Here is a 24,101-nt window from a genome sequence, read left to right as displayed (position 1 = left end):
TGCGTTGTCCGTCTGGGAGAAGTCGAGCACGGCGCGGGTGGTGCCGGCCGCGCGGCCGCGGAAGCTTGCCAAGGTGCCGTTCGTCGAGCTGGCCGACGGGCGGTTGCAGGGTGTGGTGTCCAGTGGGTCGGACATCGGGCGCGTGTACGTGTCCTCGGTCGCGGCGGGCTCGTACGCGTACGCGTGCAGCACCAACAACAATCGTCCCTGCGGCGGGGCGCGCGGCTCGTTCTGCAACCACATACGCGCGCTTGTCGGCGAGGCCGTGCTCCAGTACGGGGCCGAGCGCGTGGGCCGCTGCCTGAAGATCGAGGTCGGCGACGGGGAATCCGACGCGCACTCGCTCACCTCCGCCATGACGTCCACTCGGCCCGGGGCGGACGACACTTCCGCGGCGGCCCAGGTGTTCAGCCGGTTCCTGCGGCACCTTGCCTATCTCGAACTTCCGGCCACCACTGGCCCGCTGCCCGAGATGCAGTGGTTCCCGACGGCCGGCTTCCCGACGACCGGGGCGGTGGCTGCCTGATGCGTGTCGATCTGCTCTCCGACGACGTCGACGGGCTCGACGAGGCCCTCGCGGCCGTGGACGGTTTCGACGAGGCTCTCGTGGGCGGGTTGCTCCGTCCGCGGCCCGGGCAGGCCGGGGGACTGGCCGGGATCGCCGACGCCGTCGCCGGGACGCCGCTGGCCACGCGGGTCGCCGAGGCCGCCGACAAGACGGCCGCCGGGGCCGGCGACGAGGGGCACTTCGTCGCCCTCGCCGCCGCCCGTACCGCTCTGCTCGGGTCTGTGCACGACGCGCTGATCGTCAGGGTGGCAGAGGCTGTCGATCGGCCGGGAGTGGTCGATGCCTCCGCCGGCTCGGTGGCCGGCGAGGAGCATGCGGTGAACCTGCTGGTCGCCGCGCGCAGTTGGCTGTGCGATCTGGCGCGGGCCGGGTGGCAGGGCATCGATCACGAACTCGTCGGCGGGGCCGCGCCCGTCGTCTCCGCGATGCTGCCCGACCCGGCGCTGCGCCGGCCGGCCACGCTGCTCGACGGGTTCGCCGCCGAGCTTGCCGCCTGCTGTCCCGGGGCGACGCTGGCGCAGGTGCCGGTGCGTCGCTGGGCCGATCTGTGGGCGCGTGCCCTGTTGCTGACGCTGCCCGGGGCTGCCTCCGCGCCCGCCATGGGGGAGGTGACCGGGCGGCTGCTGCCGCTCGGTGTCGACGTCCAGGAGCACGCCACCGCCGTACAGGCGCAGGTGCACGCGGTGTTCGAGCCCGCGGACGGCGGTACGTCGCGGCTGGTGCGGGCCTCGGTGTCCGCGCCGAAGCCCGACACGGTCGTCGGGGCCGGTCTGTGGCAGCTCCTGCGTCCGCACATGTCCCTGCTCGCCGCCGTGAGCGAGGGGCGCTCCATGGACCTCGACGCCATGCCGGTCACCGCCGAGGGTGATCTGGTGTGGGACGACGCGCGTGCTCGTGTCGGTGAGCCCGCCGATCCCTTCGTCACCGCCCGGGTGGCCCTGCCCACCGCCGCCCCGTTCGACGTGTCGCCGCTGGACCGCCATCCGGCCCGGATCGCGGTGCCCGTCCTGGTGGAGGGGTACGGCGTGGCGGACGGGGCCGACGGAGTCGTGCTGGAGGTCGCCGGGTGCCGTCTGGGCGTCGACGCCGACCGTGTGCCGGCCGCCGGGCCGCTCACCCCGGAGGTCTTCGCCTCGTCCACCGCTTGCCTCGGGCTGCTGCGCTGGGATGGTGGGGAGTTCCTGCTCCAGCCGCTCGCCGTCGAACGGACCGTGCGGAAGAAGACCGTCGCCGTGCATGCCGGGGCCTGGGCCGGGGGGACGACCGACAAGGCCGGGGTCCGGGCCGAGAAGGCCGCCACCGACGCCGTCACGGTGCTGCGCGAACGCGCCGGGAAGCTGCTGCGGAAATGACCTGGCCCACCAGCGGGGACGTCCCCGCACCCGACCCGCACGACAACCGGCGGCAGGTCCTCTACTGGCGGCTGCTGGCCCGGCTGTTCGACCCCGAGGAGCAGGCCGCCCTGGAGTCGGCGAGCCTCGCCGTCGTCGAGGACATCGGCCTGCCTCCCGCACTCCTCGACCCCGACGCGTCCGTCGGCTCCGTCGCGCAGCGGCATCCGGAACTGGCCGCCGAGTTCGACGGGTTGATGACGCCCGAGCCCGAGGAGGACGGCGCACGGGACCGGGCCGCCGAGGTGCGGCGCGCGGCACTCGCCTCGAAGGTGCTGCTGAACGTCTTCGCCTCCCGCCCCGGCAACGTCACCGCCGAGCAGCTGGCGCGCTGGCAGTCCGACGCCGAGTGGCTCGAGCGGGCCCTCGGCTGCCGGCCCGGCGAGCTGCGCGGCGGGCGGGGCGGGCAAGGGAGCGGCACGAAGCCGGCGGGGGCCGGTGGCGGCGTCAGCCCGACCGGCACCGGGGGCGGCGGGCACACGCCCGACCTCAGCCGCCTCATCCCCGCGATCGGGCCGGAGCTGGGCTCCATCGAGGCCGGTCTCGTCAAGCGCATGCAGCTGCGCGAGGTACTGGCCGACCCCGCCCTGGCCTCCCGGCTGACGCCGAGCATGTCCCTGATCGAGCAGTTGCTGCGGGACAAGAACAACCTCTCCGGTGTGGCCCTGGCCAACGCCAAGGCGCTCATCCGCCGTTACGTCGACGAGGTCACCGAAGTGCTGCGCACCCAGGTGGAGAAGTCCACGGTCGGCGAGCTCGACCGGTCGGTGCCGCCCAAGCGCGTCTTCCGCAACCTCGACATCGACCGGACCATCTGGAAGAACCTCACCAACTGGAGCCCGGAGGAGGAACGGCTCTACGTCGACCGCCTCTACTACCGGCACACCAGCCGCAAGACGACACCCCAGCGGCTCGTCGTGGTCGTGGACCAGTCGGGTTCCATGGTCGACTCGATGGTCAACTGCACCATCCTGGCCTCCATATTCGCCGGGCTGCCGAAGGTGGACGTCCACCTGATCGCGTACGACACGCAGGCGTTGGACCTCACTCCGTGGGCGCACGACCCCTTCGAGACGCTGCTGCGCACCAAGCTCGGTGGCGGCACCGACGGCACGGTCGCCATGGCGCTCGCCCAGCCGAAGATCTCCGAGCCGCGCAACACCGTCGTGGTGTGGATCTCCGACTTCTACGAGTGGCGCCACCAGGAGCTGTTCGACAGCATGGCCGCCATTCACCGGTCGGGCGCGAAGTTCATCCCGGTCGGCTCGGTGACCAGCTCCGGTCGCGGCAGCGTCAACCCGTGGTTCCGGGAGCGGTTCAAGGACCTCGGCACCCCGGTGATCTCCGGACACATCAAGAAGCTCGTACACGAACTCAAGACGTTTCTCACCTGACTCAAGACGCTCTCACCTGATCACCGAACACCGCCCTTCATGCCGTTCATGTCGTCGTGATCACCGTACGGAAAGGCCTTCCCCTCATGTCCGACCTGCTGCGCGCGCCCGCCGAGATCAAGTACGCCGAGGAGCTCGACTGGCTGGAGTCGATCGACGACAGCCCCAAGCCGTTCTCCTGGCGGCTGTCGCCGAAGATGGTCCGACTGTTCATCCTCGGCTCCGAGCGCTCCGACGGCCTGGACCGCGAGGTCTCGCAGAAGTGGTTCGGCGACCGCAGCTTCGTCGAGCGGTCCATCGTCACCCTCGCCTCCGACCGCGGTCTGCTGCTCATCGGGGACCCTGGTACCGGCAAGAGCTGGCTGGCCGAGCTGCTGTCCGCCGCGATCAGCCGCAACTCCACGCTGGTGGTGCAGGGCACGGCCGGCACCACCGAGGACCACATCAAGTACTCGTGGAACGTCTCCATGGTCATCGCCAAGGGACAGTCGCGGGAGTCGATGATCCCCTCGCCGATCATGACGGCGATGGAGGCCGGTTCCATCGGGCGCTTCGAGGAGCTGACCCGCTCCACGAGTGACGTGCAGGACGCGCTGATCTCCATCCTCTCCGAGAAGTACATCTCCGTGCCCGAACTGGAGAGCGGTGGCGGGGACGACAACATCGTCTTCGCCAAGCCCGGCTTCTCGATCATCGCCACGGCCAACAGCCGCGACCGGGGTGTCAACGACCTGTCCTCCGCGCTCAAGCGCCGTTTCAACTTCGTCCGCATCCCGGTCGTGACGAACAGGAAGAGCGAGACGGAGATCGTCCGCTTCCGCACCGAGGAACTGCTGCGCCGGCATGCGATCGACCTGGACGTGCCGCCGAACCTGCTCGACGTGCTCCTGCAGAGCTTCGCCGACCTGCGCGCGTCCGCCGCGGCGGCCGGCAGCGACGACGAGAAGCTGGAGTCCGCACTGTCGACGGCCGAGCAGATCGGCGTGCTGGAGGACGCCGTGCTGCACAGCAACTTCTTCGGCGAGCGCGCCCTGACCGCCCGCACCCTCGCCTCCTCGCTCGTCGGCTCCCTCACCCGCCGCGAGCCCGAGGACCTGGCCATCCTCAACAAGTACCTGCACGGTGTCGTCGAACCGCGCAGCAGGGAGGAGGGCGGCTCGTGGCCCGAGTTCCTGGAGGGCGGCCGCGACGCGATCGCCACGCTGTCGTGAGTACGCCGCAGGAGAGCACGTCGTTCGCCGCGCTCCGTGGGCAACTCCAGGAGGCGGCCGCCACGTTCGCCGGCGGGCCCGACGCCCTGGAGGGCATCCTCCTCGGCCTGGTCGACGACGTCGACCGGGCGGTGCGCGAGCCGCTGGAGATCTTCCCCGTCTGTCACCACTCCCCCGCCTCGGCGACCGCCATGGCCCGGCGGCTGCGCGAGAAGCAGCCCAAGGTCGTGTACCTGGAACTGTGCGAGGACATGGCGCCGCTCCTGACCGAGCTGCGCAACTGCCGGCTGCCGGTGGCGGTACAGGCCTTCGCCGGTGACGTCGACGGCTTTCCCGCCGAGTGGGCACCGCTGTCGGTCGTCGCGCCGATCACCGAGGCGTCCGCCGAGTACCAGGCCATCGCGTACGCACTGGACACGCCGGGTGTGCAGCTGGTCCTGGTCGACCGCTCCTCGGACCACGTCTTCCAGTGGGACAGCAGGGGCGAGCGGGCCCGGGAGGTCACGCCGGAGGGCGCCGACCCCGCGGCCGAGGCCGGGACCGAGCCCGGGGCCGGGCTGCACGGTGAGGCCGTCGGTGTCGAGATCGGCGACCTGCGGCCGCGCTTCGCCGAGTTGGAGGAGCACCTGCTGCGGCACGGCAAGGTGCGGCACTGGTCAGAGTGGTGGCACCAGTACGTCGAGGTGCCGCTCGGCGACAGCGCCGGCGACCACACTGCCGACCACGACACCTACCGCCAGGTCATGTTCCTCATCGGCAGCCTGTTCCGGCGGCTCGCTCCCGGCGACGGCGCCCGGGTCCGCGTGGACGAGGACCGCGAACGGTACATGTGGACCCGGATGCGCGAGCACCTGCGCGCGACCGGGACCGATCCGGCGGACTGCCTGTACGTCTGCGGGGCCTTCCACGCGGCCAGCCGGGTCGCGGAGTTCGGGGTGGACGGCACCGACACGTTCACGATCTCCCCGCGCTCCGCGACCGCCTGGCAGTACGGGCTGATCCCCTCCAGCCACGCCGCGATCGAGGCGCAGTTCGGCCTCGCCGCGGGGTCCGTGTCGATCGCCTCGACGGAGTGGGCCAAGAGCCTCAAGCGCACCCGTGTGCAGCCTTACCGGTTGGCGGGTCAGGCCGGTGGGAAGTCCTCTGGGACAAGGGCCTCGGCGAAGAAGTCCTCGGCGAAGCAGCCTCCCCGGAAGAGCACCGCCGCCCCGCCGCCGGAGCCCGACGACGCCGCGGACCGGCTTTCCGGCTTCCTGCGCCGACCGCCCGTGCTCGACGGGCTGGACGAGGCCGAACTGCTCGGCTGGTCCGTGGACATCGTGCGCGCGGCCCGGCGCAACGGCTACCTCGCCTCCACCGCCGACGCCATCGCGGTCTTCGAGACGTCGATCCTGCTCGCCGGCGTGCGGGACCGGGCCAAGCCGACGCCGTACGACTTCCAGGACGCGGCGGTCACCTGCATCGAGAAGGACACCGTTCCCGGGCGGCGGGACGTGCGGCGCCTCGTCGAGATCATGATGGGCGGCGACCGGATCGGCCAGGTCGGCTACGAGGCGCTGCCGCCACTCGCCCGGGACGTGCACGACCGGCTGGAGCCGCTCGGGCTGAAGCTCCAGCAGCGCGGCGTGCAGCGGGCGCTGCTGGACATGGTCTCCCGGCCGGAACTCCAGGCGTGTTCCGACGTGCTGTGGATGCTGCGACGGCTGCTGCCGCACGGGGCGGCACGGCCGATCATGGGTGAGCGGCGACTCGGTGAGCGTTCGATCCAGGAGTCGTGGGACCTGGCGATCGGCACCCACCAGCGGGCTCTGATCGAGCTCGGTTATGAGGGCGTCAGTATCGAGCAGGTCCTGGAGCAGCGGTTGCGGCGCGACGCGTACGGGCCGCGGGCGACGACGGCGACCGTGCTGGCCGCGGTCGAGGACGCGACGCTGTATCTGCGCAGCCGGCGCCTCGCCGACGAACTCGGCACGCACGCGCTGAAGGTGCTCGCCACCGAACGCAGCGTCGACGGCGCGCCGGAGGTACTGCGCCGGGTGCGGGCGCTGCTGGCGTACTACCGGACCAGCGAGCCGGTGCTGCCGGCCTGGATCGAGTCGTTCGTCAAGACCGGTTACGCGCACTATTGCACGCTGCTGCCGACGGCGTTCCGGGACGAGGACGCGAGGGTCGGGCAGGTCGCGGCGATGCTCGGCTTCCTGTTCAGCATGGAGAGCCTCGCGCTGTCGCTGGGCTGCGACCGTGCGCAGCTGGAGCTGGCGGTCGCCCAGTCGCACCCCGACGATCCGTCGAAGACGGCCCTGCTGTGGGCGGCTCGGGTGCAGCTCGGCACCCTGTCGCGGGCCGAGCTGCGGGCCCGGTGCGACGCGCTGCTGGACAACCCGCTGGTGGTGCCCGCCTATCCGCGTTACCTCAGCGGCTTCGTGCACGCGCTGGAGCCGGTGCCGGGGCTGGCGGACGTGGTCGTGGAGGCGGTGTCGAACGCGTTCGGGCGGTTGCCGGACGCGGTGCTGCTGCCGTGGCTGCCGCTGCTGATCACGACCTTGCGGTCCGGTGCCGGGGAGCTGGCCCCACTGCTGATCCGCGAGGCGGGGCGGATCTTCCCGGGCCGGCTCGCGGAGCTGGACGCGTGGGTGCCGCCGTGGCGGACGGCTCCGGCCCTGCCCGTGGCCCGCCGGGCGGAGGCTGACGAGCCCGGCCGCCGGGGTGCCGCTCTGCTGACGGCGCATCCGGCGACCTGCGACGCGGTGGCGGAGCTGTTGGGCTGCGCCGGGGAGTGGGCACGCCAGGGAACCCCGACCGGGCCGTCGGGCGCCGGGCTGCTGGCCGCCCATCCGGCGACCTGCGACGCGGTGGCCGACCTGATCGGCTGCGACGGGGAGTGGGCCACGAAGGCCACTTCCACTCCCGTCGGCGCCGTGCTGACGGCTCGCCATCCGGACGCGGCGGCCGCCTGGGAGTCGCTGCTCGCGAGAGCCTGACGGCGGAGGCCGGGCCCCGGACCGTCCGGGACCCGGCCACGCGCCCGCGGGCATGCCGGGACGCGCCCCAACAGCTCAGGCTGCCTCGTGCCCGCGCGCTCTCCCGCGTATCGACGGGCCGATGAGCCGACTCGCGGTGGGCTCGGCGGCGGGACCGGGTTCGGGTGGTGACGTCAGGAACATCGTCGCCGAGCTGATGGCCGACGGGCCTGGTGAAGGAGGCGGGGCGGGCGCCTACGGACTGGCGGCGGAGGCAGGCGCCCGCCGTACGGACTGGCGGCGGAGGCAGACACTCGCCGTACCTCTGCCCCAGCCCCGGACGCTTGGCCCCGCGCAGGCACCCGCCGTACCTCTGACCCGGCCCCGGCCCCCTGACCCCGCGCCGGCGCCGGCACCGGTACGGGGCTGGCTGCCCCCTCCCCGGTCGGGAGCGGGCAGCCCCGCACGCTACCGCGCCGGCGGCGCGGCGGCGGCGGTGGGCGCCGGTGCGTAGCCGGTGGGACGGGCGGTGAAGGTTCCGCGGCCCTGGGTGCGGCTGCGCAGCCGCGTCGCGTAGCCGAACAGCTCGGCCAGCGGCACCGTGGCCGAGACGACCGCGGCACCGGCCCGCGTGTCGGAGCCGGTGACCCGGCCGCGCCGCGCGGCGAGGTCGCCGAGCACGCCGCCGACCGCGTCCTCGGGGACGGTGACCGTCACCTCCACGACCGGTTCCAGCAGGACCATCTCCGAGGCGCGCAGGGCGTCGCGGAGACCGAACCGGCCGGCGGTGCGGAAGGCCGTGTCCGAGGAGTCCTTCACATGGGTCTGGCCGTCGGTGAGCGTGACCCGGAGGCCGGTCACCGGGTGGCCTCCCAGGGGGCCCTCGGCCAGGGCGTCGCGGCAGCCGGCTTCGACGGCCCGCACGAACTCGTGCGGCACGCGCCCGCCGACGACCGCCGAGCGGAACACGAAACCGCCCTCCTTCGAGCCCACCTCCGTGTCCTCCTCCCACGGCTCCACGTCGAGCACGACATGCGCGAACTGTCCCGCCCCGCCGTCCTGCTTGACGTGCCGATAGACGAAGCCGGTCACACCTTCACCGACCGTCTCGCGGTACGCCACGCCCGGGCGGCCCACGGCGACCTCGAGGCCGTGTTCGCGCCGGACGCGCTCCATCGCGACCTCCAAATGGAGTTCGCCCATGCCCGACAGGACGGTCTGGCCGGTCTCCGGGTCGGTCCGCACCGCCAGCGAGGGGTCTTCCTCGGTCAGCCGGGCCAGCGCCGAGGCCAGCCGGTCGGTGTCGGTGGAGCGCCGGGCCTCCACCGCCACGTGCACGACCGGTTCGGCCACGCCCGGAGGCTCCAGGACGAGCGGGGCGCCCGGCGCGCACAGGGTCGAGCCGGCACGGGCGGACTTCAGCCCGACCACGGCGACGATGTCCCCGGCGACCGCCCGCTCCAGCGGGTCGTGGCGGTCGGCCCGTACCCGCAGGATGCGGCCGACGCGCTCGGTGCGGCGGGTGCCCACGTCCCACACGGTGTCTCCCTTCTCGATGGTGCCCGAGTACACCCGCAGGTACGTGAGCCGTCCCGTCGGGGTCGCGTTCACCTTGAACGCCAGTGCCGCCATCGGTGCCGCCGGGTCGGCGGACCGTTCCTGCTCCTTGCCGTCGTGAGTGCCGCGTACCGGAGGTACGTCCAGCGGGGACGGCAGGTAGGCGACGACGGCGTCCAGCAGCGGTTCGACGCCGCGGTTGCGGTAGGCCGAGCCGCACAGCACCACCACGCCGTCGCCACCGCGGGTCAGGTCGCGCAGCGCGTCGGCGAGGGTGGCCGCGGTGAGCGCCTCCCGGTCGCAGAACTCCTCCAGCGCGGCCGGGTGGCGTTCCGCCACCGCCTCCTCCAGCAGTCGCCGCCTGTGTGCCGCCTCCTCGCACAGGGCGTCGGGCACCGGCCCCTCCGCCGCCGTCTCCGCTCCGTCGGCCCACACCAGGGCGCGCATGCGGACCAGGTCGACGACGCCGGTGAAGCCGCCCTCGGCGCCGATGGGCAGTTGCACGACCAGGGGGACCGGGTGCAGCCGCTCGCGGATCGAGGCGACGGCCGTGTCGAGGTCGGCGCCCGCGCGATCCATCTTGTTGACGAACGCGATCCTCGGCACGCCGTGCCGGTCGGCCTGCCGCCACACCGACTCGCTCTGCGGCTCCACACCGGCGACCGCGTCGAAGACGGCGACCGCACCGTCCAGCACACGCAGGGAGCGCTCGACCTCATCGGCGAAGTCGACGTGCCCCGGGGTGTCGATCAGGTTGATCCGGTGACCGTCCCAGGAACAGCTGACGGCCGCGGCGAAGATGGTGATGCCGCGATCGCGCTCCTGCGGATCGAAGTCGGTGACGGTCGTGCCGTCGTGGACCTCGCCGCGCTTGTAGGTGGTACCGGTGGTGTAGAGGACCCGCTCGGTGACGGTGGTCTTGCCTGCGTCGACATGGGCGAGGATGCCGAGGTTGCGGACGGTGGTGAGGGGGTTGGTGTGGTTGCGCACGGCCCGTGGCCTTTCGCTGATCTGTGAAACCGATCTGTGAACAGGGCGGCGCGATTCCCGGGAGGAGGGGGCTGAACGGGGCGACGGCCCGCCGTGGCACGGCGGGCGTGAGGGCTGGCACCTGGAGGAGTGGCCTCCAGGGCTCTCGCCGCGTCAGATACTCGTCGCGGGCTTCCGGTGCCGGCCGCGCAGCGGACACCGGACGGCCGAAGACACCAGGATCACCTCGTACCGGGACGGGGGAACGACGGCAGCGGTGCGGATACGCACGGCCCGGCTCCCCTCACTCGGTGTCGATGTTGATGTCGATCTTGATGTCGATGTGAGTGTAGGGAAGCCGGGCCGGGTGCCGCATCGCCTTTTCGTCCGGCGGCCGCACAACGCGAGATGCCGGCCGGGATCTCTCCCGGCCGGCATCTCGTCTCTGCCTGATCTTGTGTCCGAGGGGGGACTTGAACCCCCACGCCCGATAAAGGGCACTAGCACCTCAAGCTAGCGCGTCTGCCATTCCGCCACCCGGACCAGGTGTCTGTCGCTGCGCGGGGCGTCCCCGCGGCGACATGGACAACCATACCAAGGTTTCGCAGTGCCTTTCACCTGCGTTTCCTTCCCCTGAGCGGCGATCCGGGGCCGGCGGCCCCACGACACCTAGGGTCGCACCATGAGTGACTGGCTGGTTACCCAGAGCCCGCTTCCGCGTCGTCGGCCGCGGGCGTTGTCGCCGCTCAGGGAGCATTTGCGGGACACGTTCTGGTTCGCGCCCACCGCGGCCATGGTGGGCGTCTTCGTGGTGTGGCTGGTGGCCCAGGAACTCGATGCCGCCCTCGTCCGCTCGCTGCGGGACGACGGTGACTACGACACACTGGCCGAGCTGCTGAGGTTCGCGGACGACGCGAAGACGGTGGTGTCCGCGGTCGGCTCGGCGATGATGACGTTCATCGGTGTGGTGTTCAGCATCTCGCTGGTCGCCGTGCAGATGGCCGGCGGGCAGTTCACGCCGCGGGTGGTGCGGCTCTTCGTCCGCAGCCGGATCACGAAGGCGACCTTCGCGGTGTTCCTCGCCACCTTCGTCCTGACGCTGCTCGTCCTGACCTCCTACGAAAGCGGCGCCGACCCCGGCATCGTCACATCGGTCCCCCTGGTGCAGTCGGTGCTCACGCTCGTCATGGTCGCCCTGAGCCTGCTGCTGTTCGTGGTGTATGTGAACGCGACCCTGCGGCTGATGCGGGTCAGTCATGTGATCGCCCGGATCGCCGCGGAGTCCTTCCGGGTGGCCGCACTGATGCCCGTACCGGTGGGCGGCGGGGAGGCGCCCGCCCTCGGGTCCGCGACCGCGTGGGTCGCTCACGACGGGCAGGCCGGTGTGCTGCGGGACGTGCACATCGCGCGGCTGGTACGGGTGGCGCGCAAGCATGGCGTCGTGCTGCGGATGATCCCGCGGATCGGTGACTTCCTGGTGCCCGGCACCCCCGTCCTGGCGGTGCACGGCGGGCAGGCCCCGCCGCGCCGGGCACTGCGATACGCCCTGTCCGTCGGGGTGGAGCGCACCTTCCACCAGGACCTGGCGTTCGGACTCCGCCAGCTCTCCGACATCGCGCTGCGGGCCCTGTCCAGCGCGGTCAACGACCCGACGACCGCCGTGCAGGCCCTGGACCGCGTCGTGCAGATCCTGGCCACCCTGTCCCGGCGGCCGCTGGACGCCGTCGTACACCGGGACCGGCGCGGGGCGGTGCGGTTGGTGCAGCCGGTGCCGGGCTGGACCGAGCTGGTGGATCTGGGGTTCGCCGAGATTCGAGCCTCCGCCGGAGGAACGCCGCAGGTCACACGGCGCATGCTGGCCGGTCTCGACGACCTGCTGCTGCTCGCTCCGCCGGACCGGCGCGAGCCGCTGCTGCGCCACCGCGAGCTGCTGCGGCAGACCGTCGAGCGGTCCGCACCGACCCCGGCGGACCGGGCCTTCGGCCTTCAGCCGGACCGGCAGGGCATCGGCTGACCGTCGGACGCCCCGTGCGCCCGGCTCACGGCCGTCACGGCATGAGGTGGTGGTCCGGGAAGTTCCCGGGCAGCCGCTCCCCCGCCGGGCCCCGGGTGACGGCGCGTACCAGCAACTCGCCGCCGACGAAGGCTCCGCGCCAGGACGCGCCGTGACCGCCGAACAGTTCGTCGCGGTCACCGCGGGAGCGTGGCACGCCGTGGCCGACCTTGAACGCGCGGATCTGCGGCGCCAGCCTGTCGTACGTCGCCGGGTCGTCGGTGGACAACGTGGCCACCAGCGCGCCGTTGGAGGCGTTCATCGCGGCGAGCAGCTCGGCCTCGGTGTCGACCAGGACGATGGTGTCGACCGGGCCGAACGGTTCCGCGTGGTGCAGCGGTGAGGACCGGGGCGGGTCCAGGAGCGTGACCGGCTGGACGTAGGCCGAGGTGTCCTGGCCGGGCAGGAACCGCGCGTCGGCCGTGCTGCCGCGGTGCAGGGGTACGGCTCCGCGCTCGACGGCCTCGGCGACCTGGTCCCGCAGTTCCTTGGCCTTCGCCGCGTTGATCACCGGCCCGAAGTCGAGCGTGGGGTACGGGTCCTCCGGTGCCCCGACGGCGAGCGGATGTCCGACGCGCAGCGTGCGGACCGCCGGGAGGTAGGCCGCGAGGAACGCGTCGAACAGCCGGCGCTGGACGACGAAGCGCGGGTAGGCCGTGCAGCGCTGCTTGCCGTAGTCGAAGAGCCTCGGAACCACCGCCGTGAGCGCGTCCCAGTCCGTGAAGTTCCAGATGCCCCAGGTGTTGAGTCCTTCCTGTTCGAGGATGTGCCGCTTGCCCAGGTCGGCGACGGCGGTGGCGACGGCGGCTCCGGTGTCGCGGCCGCCGACGAAGGAGACGCAGCCGATCTCGGGCGCCCGCACCAGCGCCTGGGACAGCTCGCCTCCGCTGCCGCTGACGAGGGTGACGGGAATTCCCTCGCGGGCGGCGAGCGCGCAGGCCAGGGTCAGACAGGCGACGCCGCCGTCGGTCGGGGTCTTGGCGATGACCGCGTTGCCTGCCAGTGCCTGTACCAGCAATGCGTGAACGAGCACGCTCATCGGGTAGTTCCAGCTCGCGATGTTGGACACCGGCCCGTCCAGCGGGGCCCTGCCTTCGGCCATCTCCTCGATGCCGTCGACGTACCAGCGCACACCGTCGACGGCCCGGTCGACGTCGGCCTGCGCGAGCCGCCAGGGCTTGCCGATCTCCCAGACGAGCAGCAGCGCGAGCAGTTCGCGGTGTTGGGCGAGGGCGTCGAGGGTGGCCGCGACGCGGGCGCGGCGTTCGGTCAGGGGGACGTGGCGCCAGGCACGGTGCTGGTCGAGGGACGCGCGTACGGCTTCGTGGGCCGTCGCGCCGTCCAGCCGGGGCGGGCCGGTGATCGGGGTGCCGTCGACGGGGCTGGTGGCGGGCAGGACGCGGCCGTCCGCCCGCCAGCCGGCGTTCCAGAGGTTGAGGACACGGTCGTCCCGGAACGCCTCGGGGGCGACGGTCAGACAGCGCTGCCAGGCGTCGGCCCAGGAGGTGCCGGACTTGAGGACGAGGGCGGATGCGGCGGCTGTCGCCCCTGCGACCGGTGTCGTCTCTGCGACAGATGTCATACGGGGGCTCCGTCCCGTGCTTCGCTCCCCAGTGCGGCGGCGACGTGCCGTGCCGTCTCGGTCGGCGTGCTCCCGACCCGCACCCCGGCGGCCTCCAGCGCGTCCTTCTTCGCCTGCGCGGTGCCCGATGCCCCGGACACGATCGCGCCGGCGTGGCCCATGGTCCGTCCCTCGGGCGCCGTGAAGCCGGCGATGTAGCCGACGACCGGCTTGGTGACGTGGTCGCGGATGTAGGCCGCCGCGCGCTCCTCCGCGTCGCCGCCGATCTCGCCGATGAGGACGATCAGTTCGGTGTCGGGGTCGTCCTGGAACGCGGCGAGGCAGTCGATGTGGCTGGTGCCGACGACCGGGTCGCCGCCGATGCCGACGCAGGTCGAGAAGCCGATGTCGCGCAACTCGTACATGAGTTGATAGGTGAGCGTGCCCGATTTGGAGACCAGTCCGACGCGGCCGGACTTGGTGATGTCGGGCGGGATGATGCCCGCGTTGGACTGGCCGGGCGTGATCACGCCGGGGCAGTTGGGGCCGATGATCCGGGTGCCCCTGGTCCCGGCGTACGCGGTGAAGGCGACGGAGTCGTGGACCGGGATGCCCTCGGTGATGACGACGGCGAGGCCGATGCCGGCGTCGGCGGCCTCGACGACCGCCGCCTTGGCGAAGGCGGGCGGCACGAACACGACGGTGACGTCCGCGCCGGTGCGCTCGACGCCCTCGCGCACCGATCCGAAGACCGGCACGGTCCGCTCGTCGAACTCCACGGTGCGGCCCGCCTTGCGCGGGTTGACGCCGCCGACCACGTCGGTACCGGCGGCCAGCATGCGGCGGGTGTGCTTCATGCCCTCGGCGCCGGTCATGCCCTGGACGAGGACCTTGCTCTCCTTGGTGAGGTAGATCGCCATGTCGTCCTGTCTCCTTATCCGGCGGTGGATGCCGCGGTGGCGAGTCGGGCGGCACGGCGGGCGGCGCCGTCCATGGTGGTGACCTGTTCGACGAGCGGGTGCGCGCGTGCGTCGAGCAGGGCCCGGCCCCCGGCGGCGCTGTTGCCGTCGAGGCGTACGACGAGCGGTTTGGTCAACCGGACCTCCTCCAAGGCCCGGACGATGCCGTCGGCGACCGCGTCGCAGGCGGTGATGCCGCCGAAGACGTTGACGAGGACGGACTTCACGGCGGGGTCGGAGAGGACGACCGAGAGTCCGTCGGCCATGACCCGGGCGGAGGCACCGCCGCCGATGTCGAGGAAGTTCGCGGGCCGGGCACCGCAGCCGGCGACCACGTCGAGCGTCGACATGACCAGGCCCGCGCCGTTGCCGATGACGCCCACCTCGCCGTCGAGCTTGACGTAGTTCAGGCCCTTGGCCGCGGCCCGCGCCTCCAGCGGGTCCGCCGACGCGCCCCGCTCATCGCCCCAACGGGACTGACGGAAACGGGCGTTGTCGTCCAGGGTGACCTTGCCGTCGAGAGCCACGATGCCGCCCCGCGCCGTCCGGACGAGCGGGTTGACCTCGACGAGGAGGGCGTCCTCGCGAACCAGTACCTCCCAGAGCCGTACGAGTACGTCGACGGTCTGCGGGGGCAGGCCGGCGGCGTCCGCGACGCGTGCCGCCGTGGCCGTGGTCACGCCCTCGGCCGGGTCGACGGGGATCCGCGCCACGGCCTCGGGCCGCTCGGCCGCGACCTCCTCGATCTCCGTGCCGCCCTCGGCGGAGGCGATCGCGAGGAAGCGACCGGCCGCGCGGTCGAGGACGTAGGAGACGTAGAACTCGCGGTCGACGTCGACCGGTTCGGCGAGCATCACCGTGCCGACGGTGTGCCCCTTGATGTCCATGCCGAGGATCCGGCGTGCCTCGCGTTCGGCGGCGGCCGGGTCGGCGGCGAGCCGCACTCCGCCCGCCTTGCCCCGCCCACCGGTCTTCACCTGCGCCTTGACGACGACGCGGCCGCCGAGCGCGCGGGCGATCGCACGGGCCCGGTCGGGCGAGTCGGTGACCTCGGCCCTCGGCACCACGATGCCGTGTTTCTCGAAGAGTTCCCTTGCCTGGTGTTCGTACAGGTCCATTTCGGCTCCTGACTGAAAGTGCCGCACGCCCCCTGGACACCACCCACCGGATGCGGGATAACAAGCTTCATACAGTATTCGTCGACTGTATGCAATGTACCGCGAGAGCGCCCCAACCCCTCGTGAAGGGACAGGACTTCGCCATGCCCGACGACACCCAGGACGTCATTTCCGGCGGTCACCTCGTCGCCAAGGCACTCAAGGCCGAGGGGGTCGACCGCATCTACACGCTGTGCGGCGGCCACATCATCGACATCTACGACGGTTGCGTCGACGAGGGCATCGAGGTCGTCGACGTACGCCACGAGCAGGTCGCCGCGCACGCCGCCGACGGTTACGCCCGCGTCACCGGCAAGCCCGGCTGCGCGGTGGTCACCGCGGGACCGGGTACGACCGACGCCGTCACCGGTGTCGCCAACGCCTTCCGCGCCGAGTCGCCGATGCTGCTGATCGGCGGTCAGGGCGCGCACACCCAGCACAAGATGGGGTCCCTCCAGGACCTGCCGCACGTCGACATGATGACGCCGATCACCAAGTTCGCGGCGACCGTGCCGGACACCGCACGGGCCGCCGACATGGTGTCGATGGCGTTCCGCGAGTGCTACCACGGTGCGCCCGGACCCTCCTTCCTGGAGATCCCGCGCGACGTGCTGGACGCCAAGGTGCCGACCGAGAAGGCGCGGGTCCCGAAGGCCGGGGCCTACCGCGCCTCGACCCGTTCGGGCGGGGACCCGGAGACGGTCGAGCGGCTCGCCGACCTCCTGGTCCACGCGGAGAAGCCGGCCGTCCTGCTCGGCAGCCAGGTGTGGACCACCCGCGCGACCGAAGCGGCTGTCGAACTGGTCCGCACGCTGAACGTCCCGGCGTACATGAACGGCGCCGGTCGCGGCACCCTGGCGCCCGGCGACCCGCACCACTTCCAGCTGTCGCGCCGCTACGCCTTCTCCAACGCCGACGTCATCGTCATCGTGGGCACGCCCTTCGACTTCCGCATGGGCTACGGCAAGCGGCTCTCCCCGGACGCGACCGTCGTGCAGATCGACCTCGACTACCGCACCGTCGGCAAGAACCGCGACATCGACCTCGGGATCGTCGGCGACGCGGGGCTCGTCCTGAAGTCGGTGACCGAGGCCGCCTCCGGAAGGGTCGACGCAGGCGCGTCGAGGCGCAAGGAGTGGCTCGACGAGCTGCGCGCGGCCGAGCAGACCGCGCTGGACAAGCGGCTGCCGCAGCTCAGGTCGGACGCCTCCCCCATCCACCCGTACCGTCTGGTCAGCGAGATCAACGACTTCCTCACCGAGGACTCGGTCTACATCGGCGACGGCGGCGACATCGTCACCTTCTCCGGGCAGGTCGTGCAGCCCAAGTCACCGGGTCACTGGATGGACCCGGGTCCGCTGGGCACACTCGGCGTCGGTGTCCCCTTCGTGCTCGCGGCCAAGCAGGCGCGGCCCGACAAGGAGGTCGTCGCCCTCTTCGGCGACGGCGCCTTCTCGCTCACCGGCTGGGACTTCGAGACCCTCGTCCGCTACGACCTCCCCTTCGTCGGCATCGTCGGCAACAACTCCTCCATGAACCAGATCCGCTACGGCCAGGCCGCCAAGTACGGCAAGGAGCGCGAACGGGTCGGCAACACCCTCGGCGACGTGCCGTACGACCGGTTCGCGCGGATGCTGGGCGGCCACGGCGAGGAGGTCCGCGACCCCGCCGACATCGGCCCCGCACTGCGCCGGGCCCGCGAGTCCGGCAAGCCGTCCCTGATCAACGTCTGGGTGGACCCGGACGCGTACGCCCCCGGAACCATGAACCAGACGATGTACAAGTGAGGTGAACACTCATGACAGCGAAGGCTCTTGAGGGCATCCGCGTCCTGGACATGACGCATGTGCAGTCCGGGCCCTCGGCGACCCAGCTGCTCGCCTGGCTCGGCGCGGACGTCGTCAAGCTGGAGGCGCCGACCGGTGACATCACGCGCAAGCAGTTGCGCGATCTGCCGGACGTCGACTCCCTCTACTTCACGATGCTCAACTGCAACAAGCGGAGCATCACCCTCAACACCAAGACCGAGCGCGGCAAGGAGATCCTGGCCGAACTGATCCGGCGCTCGGACGTCATGGTCGAGAACTTCGGACCGGGCGCGGTCGACCGGATGGGCTTCACCTGGGACCGCATCAGGGAGATCAATCCGCGGATCGTCTACGCCTCCGTCAAGGGGTTCGGCGAGGGCCCGTACACCGCCTTCAAGGCGTACGAGGTCGTCGCGCAGGCCATGGGCGGATCGATGTCCACCACCGGTTTCGAGGACGGACCGCCGCTGGCGACGGGGGCCCAGATCGGGGACTCGGGCACGGGCGTGCACGTCGTGGCGGGCATCCTCGCCGCGCTGTACCAGCGGGAGCGCACCGGACGCGGTCAGCGGGTGAACGTGGCCATGCAGCACGCGGTGCTCAACCTCTGCCGGGTGAAGCTGCGCGACCAGCAGCGCCTGACCCATGGTCCACTCGCCGAATATCCCAACGAGGACTTCGGTGACGAGGTTCCCAGGTCGGGGAACGCGTCCGGCGGCGGGCAGCCGGGCTGGGCGGTCAAGTGCGCGCCGGGCGGCCCGAACGACTACGTGTACGTCATCGTCCAGCCGGTCGGCTGGCGGCCGCTGAGCGAGCTGATCGGCCGGCCAGAGCTGGCCGATGACCCCGAGTGGGCGACGCCCCAGGCCCGGCTTCCGAAGCTGAACAAGATGTTCCAGCTGATCGAGGAGTGGTCGTCCACCCTCCCCAAGTGGGAGGTGCTGGAGCGGCTCAACACCCACGACATCCCGTGCGGGCCGATCCTGTCCACCAAGGAGATCATCGAGGACCGGTCCCTGGTGGCCAATGAGATGGTCGTGACCGTCCCCCACCCCGAGCGGGGCGAGTTCGTGACCGTCGGCAGTCCGCTCAAGCTCTCCGACTCCCCGGTGAAGGTGACCAGTTCGCCTCTGCTGGGCGAGCACAACGAAGCGGTCTACGTCGGCGAGCTGGGCCTCGGCGACGAGGAACTGCGCCTGCTCAAGTCGAACGGGGTGATCTGACGTGATGGCCGAGGACCGGACTCTGCGGGTGCGCGGGCTCCTGGACTCCGTACGGGCCGAGGGGCGCACCGCGCTGACCGCTCCCGAGGGCAAGGTGCTCGCCGACGCCTACGGGATCGCCGTACCGGGCGAGGAGCTGGCGCGGGACGTCGACGAGGCGGTGGCGTGCGCGGCGCGGTTCGGCGGGCCCGTCGTGATGAAGATCGTCTCGCCGGACATCCTGCACAAGACCGACGCCGGCGGTGTGGTCGTCGGGGTGGAGGGCGCGGCGGACGTACGAGCCGCGTTCTGCCGGATCGTCGACAACGCGCGCGCGTACGACGTCTCGGCGCGCATCGAGGGCGTGCAGATCCAGGAACTGCTGCCGAAGGGGCAGGAGGTCATCGTCGGCGCGGTGACCGACCCGACGTTCGGGAAGGTGGTGGCGTTCGGGCTCGGCGGGGTGCTCGTCGAGGTGCTGAAGGACGTCACCTTCCGGCTCGCTCCCGTGGACGCCGACGAGGCGCTCTCCATGCTGGACTCGATCCGGGCGGCGGAGGTGCTGCGCGGGGTCCGTGGGCAGGCCGGCGTGGACCGGTGGGCGGTGGCCGAGCAGATCCGCCGGGTCTCCGAACTCGTCGCGGACTTCCCGGAGATCGCCGAGGTGGACCTCAACCCGGTGATCGCCACACCCGCGGGCGCGGTCGCCGCCGACATCCGGGTGATCCTCGCGACCGACACGCCGAAGGGAAGGCGCCGGTATTCGCGCGAGGAGATCCTCACCTCGATGCGCCGCCTGATGGAGCCCTCGTCGGTCGCCGTGATCGGCGCCTCCGGTGAGCCGGGGAAGATCGGCAACTCGGTGATGCGCAACCTGGTCGACGGCGGTTTCGCGGGCGAGATCCACCCGGTGAACCCCAAGGCCGATGACATCTTGGGCCGCAAGGCATACAAGAGTGTCACCGACGTCCCCGGTGAGGTGGATGTGGCGGTCTTCGCGATCCCCGCGCGGTTCGTGGCCGCGGCTCTGGAGGAGGTGGGACGCAAGGGGATCCCCAACGCCGTACTGATCCCCTCCGGGTTCGCCGAGACCGGTGAGCACGCGCTCCAGGACGAGATCGTGGCGGTCGCCGAGCGGCACGGCGTCCGGCTGCTGGGTCCGAACATCTACGGCTACTACTCGACGTGGCATGACCTGTGTGCCACGTTCTGCACGCCGTACGACGTCAAGGGCGGCGTCGCGCTGACCTCCCAGTCGGGTGGCATCGGAATGGCCATCCTGGGCTTCGCGCGGACCACGAAGACGGGCGTGTCGGCGATCGTCGGCCTCGGCAACAAGTCGGACCTGGACGAGGACGACCTGCTCACCTGGTTCGGCGAGGACCCGCACACCGAGTGCATCGCGATGCACCTGGAGGACCTCAAGGACGGGCGCGCGTTCGTCGAGGCCGCGCGGGCGACCGTACCGAGGAAGCCGGTCGTGGTGCTGAAGGCCGGGCGGACCGCGGCGGGGGCGAAGGCCGCCGGGTCGCACACCGGGGCACTCGCCGGGGACGACGCCGTGTACGACGACATCCTGCGGCAGGCCGGGGTCATCCGGGCGCCCGGCCTGGGCGAGATGCTGGAGTACGCGCGCGCGTTGCCGGTGCTGCCCACTCCCGTGGGCGACAACGTGGTGATCATCACCGGGGCCGGCGGCAGTGGCGTGCTGCTCTCGGACGCGGTGACGGACAACGGGCTGTCGCTGATGGAGATACCGCCGGACCTGGACACGGCGTTCCGCGCGTTCATCCCGCCGTTCGGGGCGGCGGGCAACCCGGTGGACATCACCGGGGGCGAGCCGCCGTCGACGTACGAGGCGACGATCCGGCTCGGGATGGAGGACCCGCGCATCCACGCGCTGGTCCTCGGCTACTGGCACACCATCGTCACGCCTCCCATGGTGTTCGCCGAACTCACCGCGCGCGTGGTGGCCGAGTTCCGTGAGCGGGGCATCGAGAAGCCCGTGGTGGCCTCCCTCGCGGGCGACGTGGAGGTCGAGGAGGCGTGCCAGTACCTCTTCGAGCGCGGGGTCGTGGCGTACCCGTACACGACCGAGAAGCCCGTGGACGTACTCGGTGCGAAGTACCGCTGGGCGCGGGCCGCGGGGTTGCTGGGGGGCGGTTCATGAGCTGAGGGAGCACGGGCCCGGCCGACGGTGCGCGTCGGCCGGCCCCAGGACCCGCGCGCACACGAAAGGAAATGGACAGGGGGCGCTGGCCAGATCTTTCGAACGCAAGGGGTGCAAGACGACATGACAACGACCGACCAGCGGACCTCGGCTCCGTACCGAGAGGTGACCGACGCGAACGGGCGCGTCTACCGCGTCGGTGAGACGGACGTCGACGTCATGGGCCGCAAACGCAAGTGGATGGTCATCCTGCCGTGGGTCGGCATGATGGGCATCAGTTCGGCGGAGTACGCGTTCGCGTCCGCCGAGGACACCTTGCACACCGCCCACAGTTGGAGCAGCGCGCACATCTTCTGGATGCTCGGCGTCTGGGTGTTCTTCCAGGCGGCGGTGGCCTTCCCCGCCGGGAAGCTCCGGGAGAGCGGCAAGTTGCCGGCCCGCTGGGCGATGATGTGCGGCGCCGTCGGCACTCTGCTGGGATATCTCTCGCTCGCGTTCGCGCCGCATGTGATCGTCGCCTACATCGGGTTCGGCATGTTCAGCGGTATGGGTGCCGGCATGGTGTACGCGACCAGCGTGAACATGGTCGCCAAGTGGTATCCGGAGCGCAAGGGCGGCAAGACGGGCTTCGTCAACGGCGGTTTCGCCTACGGATCCGTGCCGTTCGTGTTCATCTTCACCGGCTACATGGACGGCACCAACTTCCGCTGGGTACTGGTCTCGGTGGGTGTCTTCCTGGCGGCGGTCGTGGCGGTCGCCGGTTACTTCTTCAAGGACCCGCCGAAGAACTGGTGGCCGGCCGACGTCGACCCGCTCAACAAGCCGACCGACGCCCGTACCCGGCGCGCGCTGGAGAAGAACCCGCCGGCCGTGCACCAGTACACCCCCATCGAGGCGTGGCGGACCGGACGTGTGGCCCTCATGTGGTTCTGTCTGCTGTGCACCTCCGGTGTGAACATCTTCGGTATCGCCTTCCAGGTGCCCTTCGGCGACGAGGCCGGCTTCGCGGGCGGCATCGTGGCGACCGCGATGTCCCTGAAGGCCATCGTCAACGGCACCGGCCGCGGTGTCATCGGCTGGCTGTCCGACCGCTACGGCCGCAAGCAGTGCCTGATCTTCGTCTGCATGGTCCTCGGGCTGTCGCAGTACGGCATCCTGCTCTCCGGCAACATGGGCAACCTGCCGCTGTTCCTGATCTTCTCGTCCATCTCCGGCTTCGGCGGCGGGGCGATCTTCCCGATGTTCGCCGCGATGACAGCCGACTACTTCGGTGAGAACAACAACGCCACCAACTACGGTCTGGTGTACTCCTCGAAGCTGGTCTCCGGTCTGCTGGGTTCGGGCATGGGCGCGGTCGTGGTGGCCGCGTGGGACTACGCCGGGGCGTTCGTCCTGGCCGGTTCGATCTCGATCTTCGCGGGCTTCGTGGCCCTGCTCCTGCATCCGCCGGGACGGCCCAGGCCCAAGCACGTCACCCCCAATCCGCAACCGCTCGGCGAGGAAGCGGCATGACATGACCGCGCCATTAGCCATTCAGCCATTCGGGCCCGCTCGGTGGCACGGTGGCGGGGCGGCAGTACGGCGGCGGCCCTCCCCGCGAGGTGTCTCACGGGAAGGGCCGCCGCCGTACTGCCGAGCGGGACGGCTAGTGGCCTGTCCGGCGGATCATGCCGCAGACGCGGGGGCCGGCACGCCCATCTGCGGCGTTGTCGTCGGTTGTCGACTCCCCCACGCTTGGCTTCTCCCCCACGCTCGGCTTCGCTCGAGCGGGGGGGACCCCATGCGCGGGGGGACCCGCATCGCGTTACCGCCCTCCTCCGCCTTGCAGCTGGACGCACCAGCCCCCGCTCACCCGCGCTGATGAGACGCCGTCGCTTTCCTGCGACCTGATCCGCCGGACAGGCCCTAGCGGCGCCGCTTGCGCAGGGCCGCCAGGTTGTCGTAGCTGATCTTGGCCTCCCGCAGCGACTGACCGGGATCGGTGGCGCTCGGGGAGTTGTCGTCCTCGATCATCGGGTTGTGGTAGTTCCGCTGCCCGACCCGCGAGAAGAACGTCGTGTAGTCGATGACGCCGGTTCCGAAGGGCACCATGTCGTAGCCCATGCCGTTGGTGGTGCTGACGACACCGTCCTTGGCGTGGAACAGCGGGTAGCGCTTGTTGTTGCGGGCGACGAGTCCGGCCGGGTCGAAGACCTGCTTACGGGTCGAGCCGTCATGTGCGGTGTACGTGTGGAACTTGTACTGGGCGACGTGCGCCCAGAAGATGTCCATCTCCAGCCATACGAGCCTCGGGTCGGTGACCTTCAGGAAGTACTCCAGCTTCCGGATGCCCGAGCTGCGGGTCGGCCGGCCCTGGTCGTCCAGCGGACCGCCGTCGAGCAGGAAGCCGTAGGCGCTGTCGTGGTTGTGGGTGTAGAGCTTGACGCCTTCGCGGTGGGCGATCGCGCCGAGGGCGTTCCACTTGTCGGCGGCCACGTCCCAGTCGGCGCGGTAGGAGCTGCCGGTGGGGTCGCCACCGGTGCCCATGTGGTCGAGGCCGAGGATGTTGGCGATCTCCAAGTGCTTCTTGAAGGTGTCCTTGTCCGCCGTGGTCAGCGGCCAGGAGGACGGGATGAAGCCGTGGTTGCCCTGGGCGCGCAGGCCGTAGTCGTCGAGCCAGCAGCGCAGCAGCCTGGCGCCCTCGACGGTTTCCAGGTTCGCGCCGCCGGGCGCGTTGGCGTGCTGGCGGTACCCGGCGAACTCCACCTGCCGGTAACCGTGGCGCGCCAGCTGCTTGAACACCTCGCGGAAGCCGGAGGGCAGGTCGGTGGCGAGGGGGTCACGACCGGTGGCGTCCCGGACGGTGTACAGGATGATGCCGCGCTTGTCCGCCGGGACGAGGACGTGCCCGCCGTGCCCATGTCCATGCCCGTGGTCTCTGTCCCGGTCCTGGGCGAGGGCGGGGGCGGCGCCGAAGACGGGGGCCGCGACGGCTCCGGCCGCCACGGCGGTACACGTGCTGAGGAAGCGGCGCCGGTCCACGCCGAGGGTGCGGCGCAGCCCTTCGCCCGGGCCGTCGACGGCCGGGTCCGTGGTGGCGTCGGTGCGGGATGGGTCGGAGAACAGGGTCACGGGTGCCTGCCTTCTGGGTCGTGGCCTGCC

15 protein-coding genes and 1 tRNA gene are annotated in these 24,101 nt (G+C 71.3%); 10 read left to right on the top strand and 6 right to left on the bottom strand.

The genetic code is table 11. The annotated features are described in order from the left end of the window. Positions 1–4: 4 nt before the first annotated feature. The 5 genes from ACFW48_RS16625 (at position 5) to ACFW48_RS16605 (ending at position 7,545) form a co-directional block, all read left to right on the top strand. Complete coding sequence (locus tag ACFW48_RS16625; RefSeq protein WP_386315243.1) at positions 5–526, top strand: hypothetical protein; 522 nt, start codon at positions 5–7, stop codon at positions 524–526. After that, entirely contained in the window at positions 526–1,920 is a 1,395-nt protein-coding gene (locus ACFW48_RS16620) for a hypothetical protein (protein WP_386315241.1), read from the top strand. The genes ACFW48_RS16625 and ACFW48_RS16620 overlap by 1 nt, the downstream gene beginning before the upstream one ends. Further along, positions 1,917–3,353, top strand: coding sequence for a VWA domain-containing protein (locus tag ACFW48_RS16615; protein ID WP_386315239.1), 1,437 nt, complete (start codon positions 1,917–1,919; stop codon positions 3,351–3,353). Before ACFW48_RS16620 ends, ACFW48_RS16615 begins: the two co-directional genes overlap by 4 nt. An 86-nt stretch (positions 3,354–3,439) precedes the next feature. Continuing rightward, positions 3,440–4,564, top strand: a complete 1,125-nt coding sequence (locus ACFW48_RS16610) for an AAA family ATPase (RefSeq protein ID WP_121750124.1) — start codon at positions 3,440–3,442, stop codon at positions 4,562–4,564. After that, positions 4,561–7,545, top strand: coding sequence for a hypothetical protein (locus ACFW48_RS16605; RefSeq protein WP_386315237.1), 2,985 nt, complete (start codon positions 4,561–4,563; stop codon positions 7,543–7,545). The genes ACFW48_RS16610 and ACFW48_RS16605 overlap by 4 nt, the downstream gene beginning before the upstream one ends. Before the next feature lie 447 nt (positions 7,546–7,992). On the opposite strand, the gene fusA is transcribed toward ACFW48_RS16605, so the two are convergent. Next, complete coding sequence (gene fusA / locus ACFW48_RS16600; protein ID WP_386315235.1) at positions 7,993–10,071, bottom strand: elongation factor G; 2,079 nt, start codon at positions 10,069–10,071, stop codon at positions 7,993–7,995. A 437-nt stretch (positions 10,072–10,508) separates the two neighbouring features. Then, positions 10,509–10,593: transfer RNA gene (locus ACFW48_RS16595), tRNA-Leu, on the bottom strand. A gap of 139 nt (positions 10,594–10,732) precedes the next feature. Between ACFW48_RS16595 and ACFW48_RS16590 the strand changes: the two genes are divergently transcribed. After that, the gene (locus ACFW48_RS16590) at positions 10,733–12,064 is read left to right on the top strand and encodes a DUF2254 domain-containing protein (RefSeq protein ID WP_386315233.1); all 1,332 of its coding nucleotides are present in this window, start codon (positions 10,733–10,735) and stop codon (positions 12,062–12,064) included. Positions 12,065–12,098: 34 nt separating this feature from the next. Here the strand turns inward: ACFW48_RS16590 and ACFW48_RS16585 are convergent, their stop codons facing one another. The 3 genes from ACFW48_RS16585 to sucC are packed head-to-tail and all read right to left on the bottom strand — an operon-like array spanning position 12,099 to position 15,741. Beyond that, entirely contained in the window at positions 12,099–13,685 is a 1,587-nt protein-coding gene (locus ACFW48_RS16585) for an aldehyde dehydrogenase family protein (protein ID WP_386315231.1), read from the bottom strand. Continuing rightward, positions 13,682–14,584, bottom strand: coding sequence for a succinate--CoA ligase subunit alpha (gene sucD, locus ACFW48_RS16580; protein WP_386315229.1), 903 nt, complete (start codon positions 14,582–14,584; stop codon positions 13,682–13,684). Before sucD ends, ACFW48_RS16585 begins: the two co-directional genes overlap by 4 nt. 14 nt (positions 14,585–14,598) lie before the next feature. Next, a complete protein-coding gene (gene sucC / locus ACFW48_RS16575) occupies positions 14,599–15,741 on the bottom strand; it encodes an ADP-forming succinate--CoA ligase subunit beta (protein ID WP_386315227.1) in 1,143 nt (380 codons plus the stop codon). Positions 15,742–15,884: 143 nt separating this feature from the next. On the opposite strand from sucC, the gene ACFW48_RS16570 reads away from it, so the two are divergent. The 4 genes from ACFW48_RS16570 (at position 15,885) to ACFW48_RS16555 (ending at position 22,472) form a co-directional block, all read left to right on the top strand. Next, entirely contained in the window at positions 15,885–17,567 is a 1,683-nt protein-coding gene (locus ACFW48_RS16570; RefSeq protein ID WP_386315226.1) for a thiamine pyrophosphate-binding protein, read from the top strand. Between the two features lie 11 nt (positions 17,568–17,578). Beyond that, positions 17,579–18,811: a formyl-CoA transferase gene (gene frc / locus ACFW48_RS16565; protein ID WP_386315224.1), complete on the top strand. Its 1,233-nt coding sequence runs from the start codon at positions 17,579–17,581 to the stop codon at positions 18,809–18,811. Between the two features lie 4 nt (positions 18,812–18,815). Beyond that, positions 18,816–20,960 (top strand): acetate--CoA ligase family protein, encoded by a 2,145-nt coding sequence (locus tag ACFW48_RS16560; protein WP_386315222.1) that lies wholly within the window; start codon positions 18,816–18,818, stop codon positions 20,958–20,960. 123 nt (positions 20,961–21,083) lie between these two features. Beyond that, the gene (locus ACFW48_RS16555) at positions 21,084–22,472 is read left to right on the top strand and encodes an OFA family MFS transporter (RefSeq protein ID WP_386315220.1); all 1,389 of its coding nucleotides are present in this window, start codon (positions 21,084–21,086) and stop codon (positions 22,470–22,472) included. Positions 22,473–22,865: 393 nt separating this feature from the next. Here the strand turns inward: ACFW48_RS16555 and ACFW48_RS16550 are convergent, their stop codons facing one another. After that, entirely contained in the window at positions 22,866–24,071 is a 1,206-nt protein-coding gene (locus ACFW48_RS16550) for a sugar phosphate isomerase/epimerase family protein (protein ID WP_386315219.1), read from the bottom strand. Positions 24,072–24,101 lie beyond the last annotated feature (30 nt).

This window comes from Streptomyces sp. NPDC058812 (assembly GCF_042744565.1).
Classification (GTDB): Bacteria; Actinomycetota; Actinomycetes; order Streptomycetales; family Streptomycetaceae; genus Streptomyces; species Streptomyces thinghirensis.
Note: the sequence above shows the minus strand (reverse complement) of the source record. Positions and strands in the feature narration are given on the sequence as shown.

Bases quoted from the DNA above. Each gene is read 5' to 3' on its own strand.
- ACFW48_RS16590 (WP_386315233.1), top strand. From the start codon at position 10,733: ATGAGTGACTGGCTGGTTACCCAGAGCCCGCTTCCGCGTCGTCGGCCG.
- ACFW48_RS16620 (WP_386315241.1), top strand. From the start codon at position 526: ATGCGTGTCGATCTGCTCTCCGACGACGTCGACGGGCTCGACGAGGCC.
- ACFW48_RS16555 (WP_386315220.1), top strand. From the start codon at position 21,084: ATGACAACGACCGACCAGCGGACCTCGGCTCCGTACCGAGAGGTGACC.
- sucD (WP_386315229.1), bottom strand. From the start codon at position 14,584: ATGGCGATCTACCTCACCAAGGAGAGCAAGGTCCTCGTCCAGGGCATG.
- ACFW48_RS16610 (WP_121750124.1), top strand. From the start codon at position 3,440: ATGTCCGACCTGCTGCGCGCGCCCGCCGAGATCAAGTACGCCGAGGAG.
- sucC (WP_386315227.1), bottom strand. From the start codon at position 15,741: ATGGACCTGTACGAACACCAGGCAAGGGAACTCTTCGAGAAACACGGC.
- frc (WP_386315224.1), top strand. From the start codon at position 17,579: ATGACAGCGAAGGCTCTTGAGGGCATCCGCGTCCTGGACATGACGCAT.
- ACFW48_RS16585 (WP_386315231.1), bottom strand. From the start codon at position 13,685: ATGACATCTGTCGCAGAGACGACACCGGTCGCAGGGGCGACAGCCGCC.
- ACFW48_RS16615 (WP_386315239.1), top strand. From the start codon at position 1,917: ATGACCTGGCCCACCAGCGGGGACGTCCCCGCACCCGACCCGCACGAC.
- ACFW48_RS16560 (WP_386315222.1), top strand. From the start codon at position 18,816: ATGGCCGAGGACCGGACTCTGCGGGTGCGCGGGCTCCTGGACTCCGTA.
- ACFW48_RS16570 (WP_386315226.1), top strand. From the start codon at position 15,885: ATGCCCGACGACACCCAGGACGTCATTTCCGGCGGTCACCTCGTCGCC.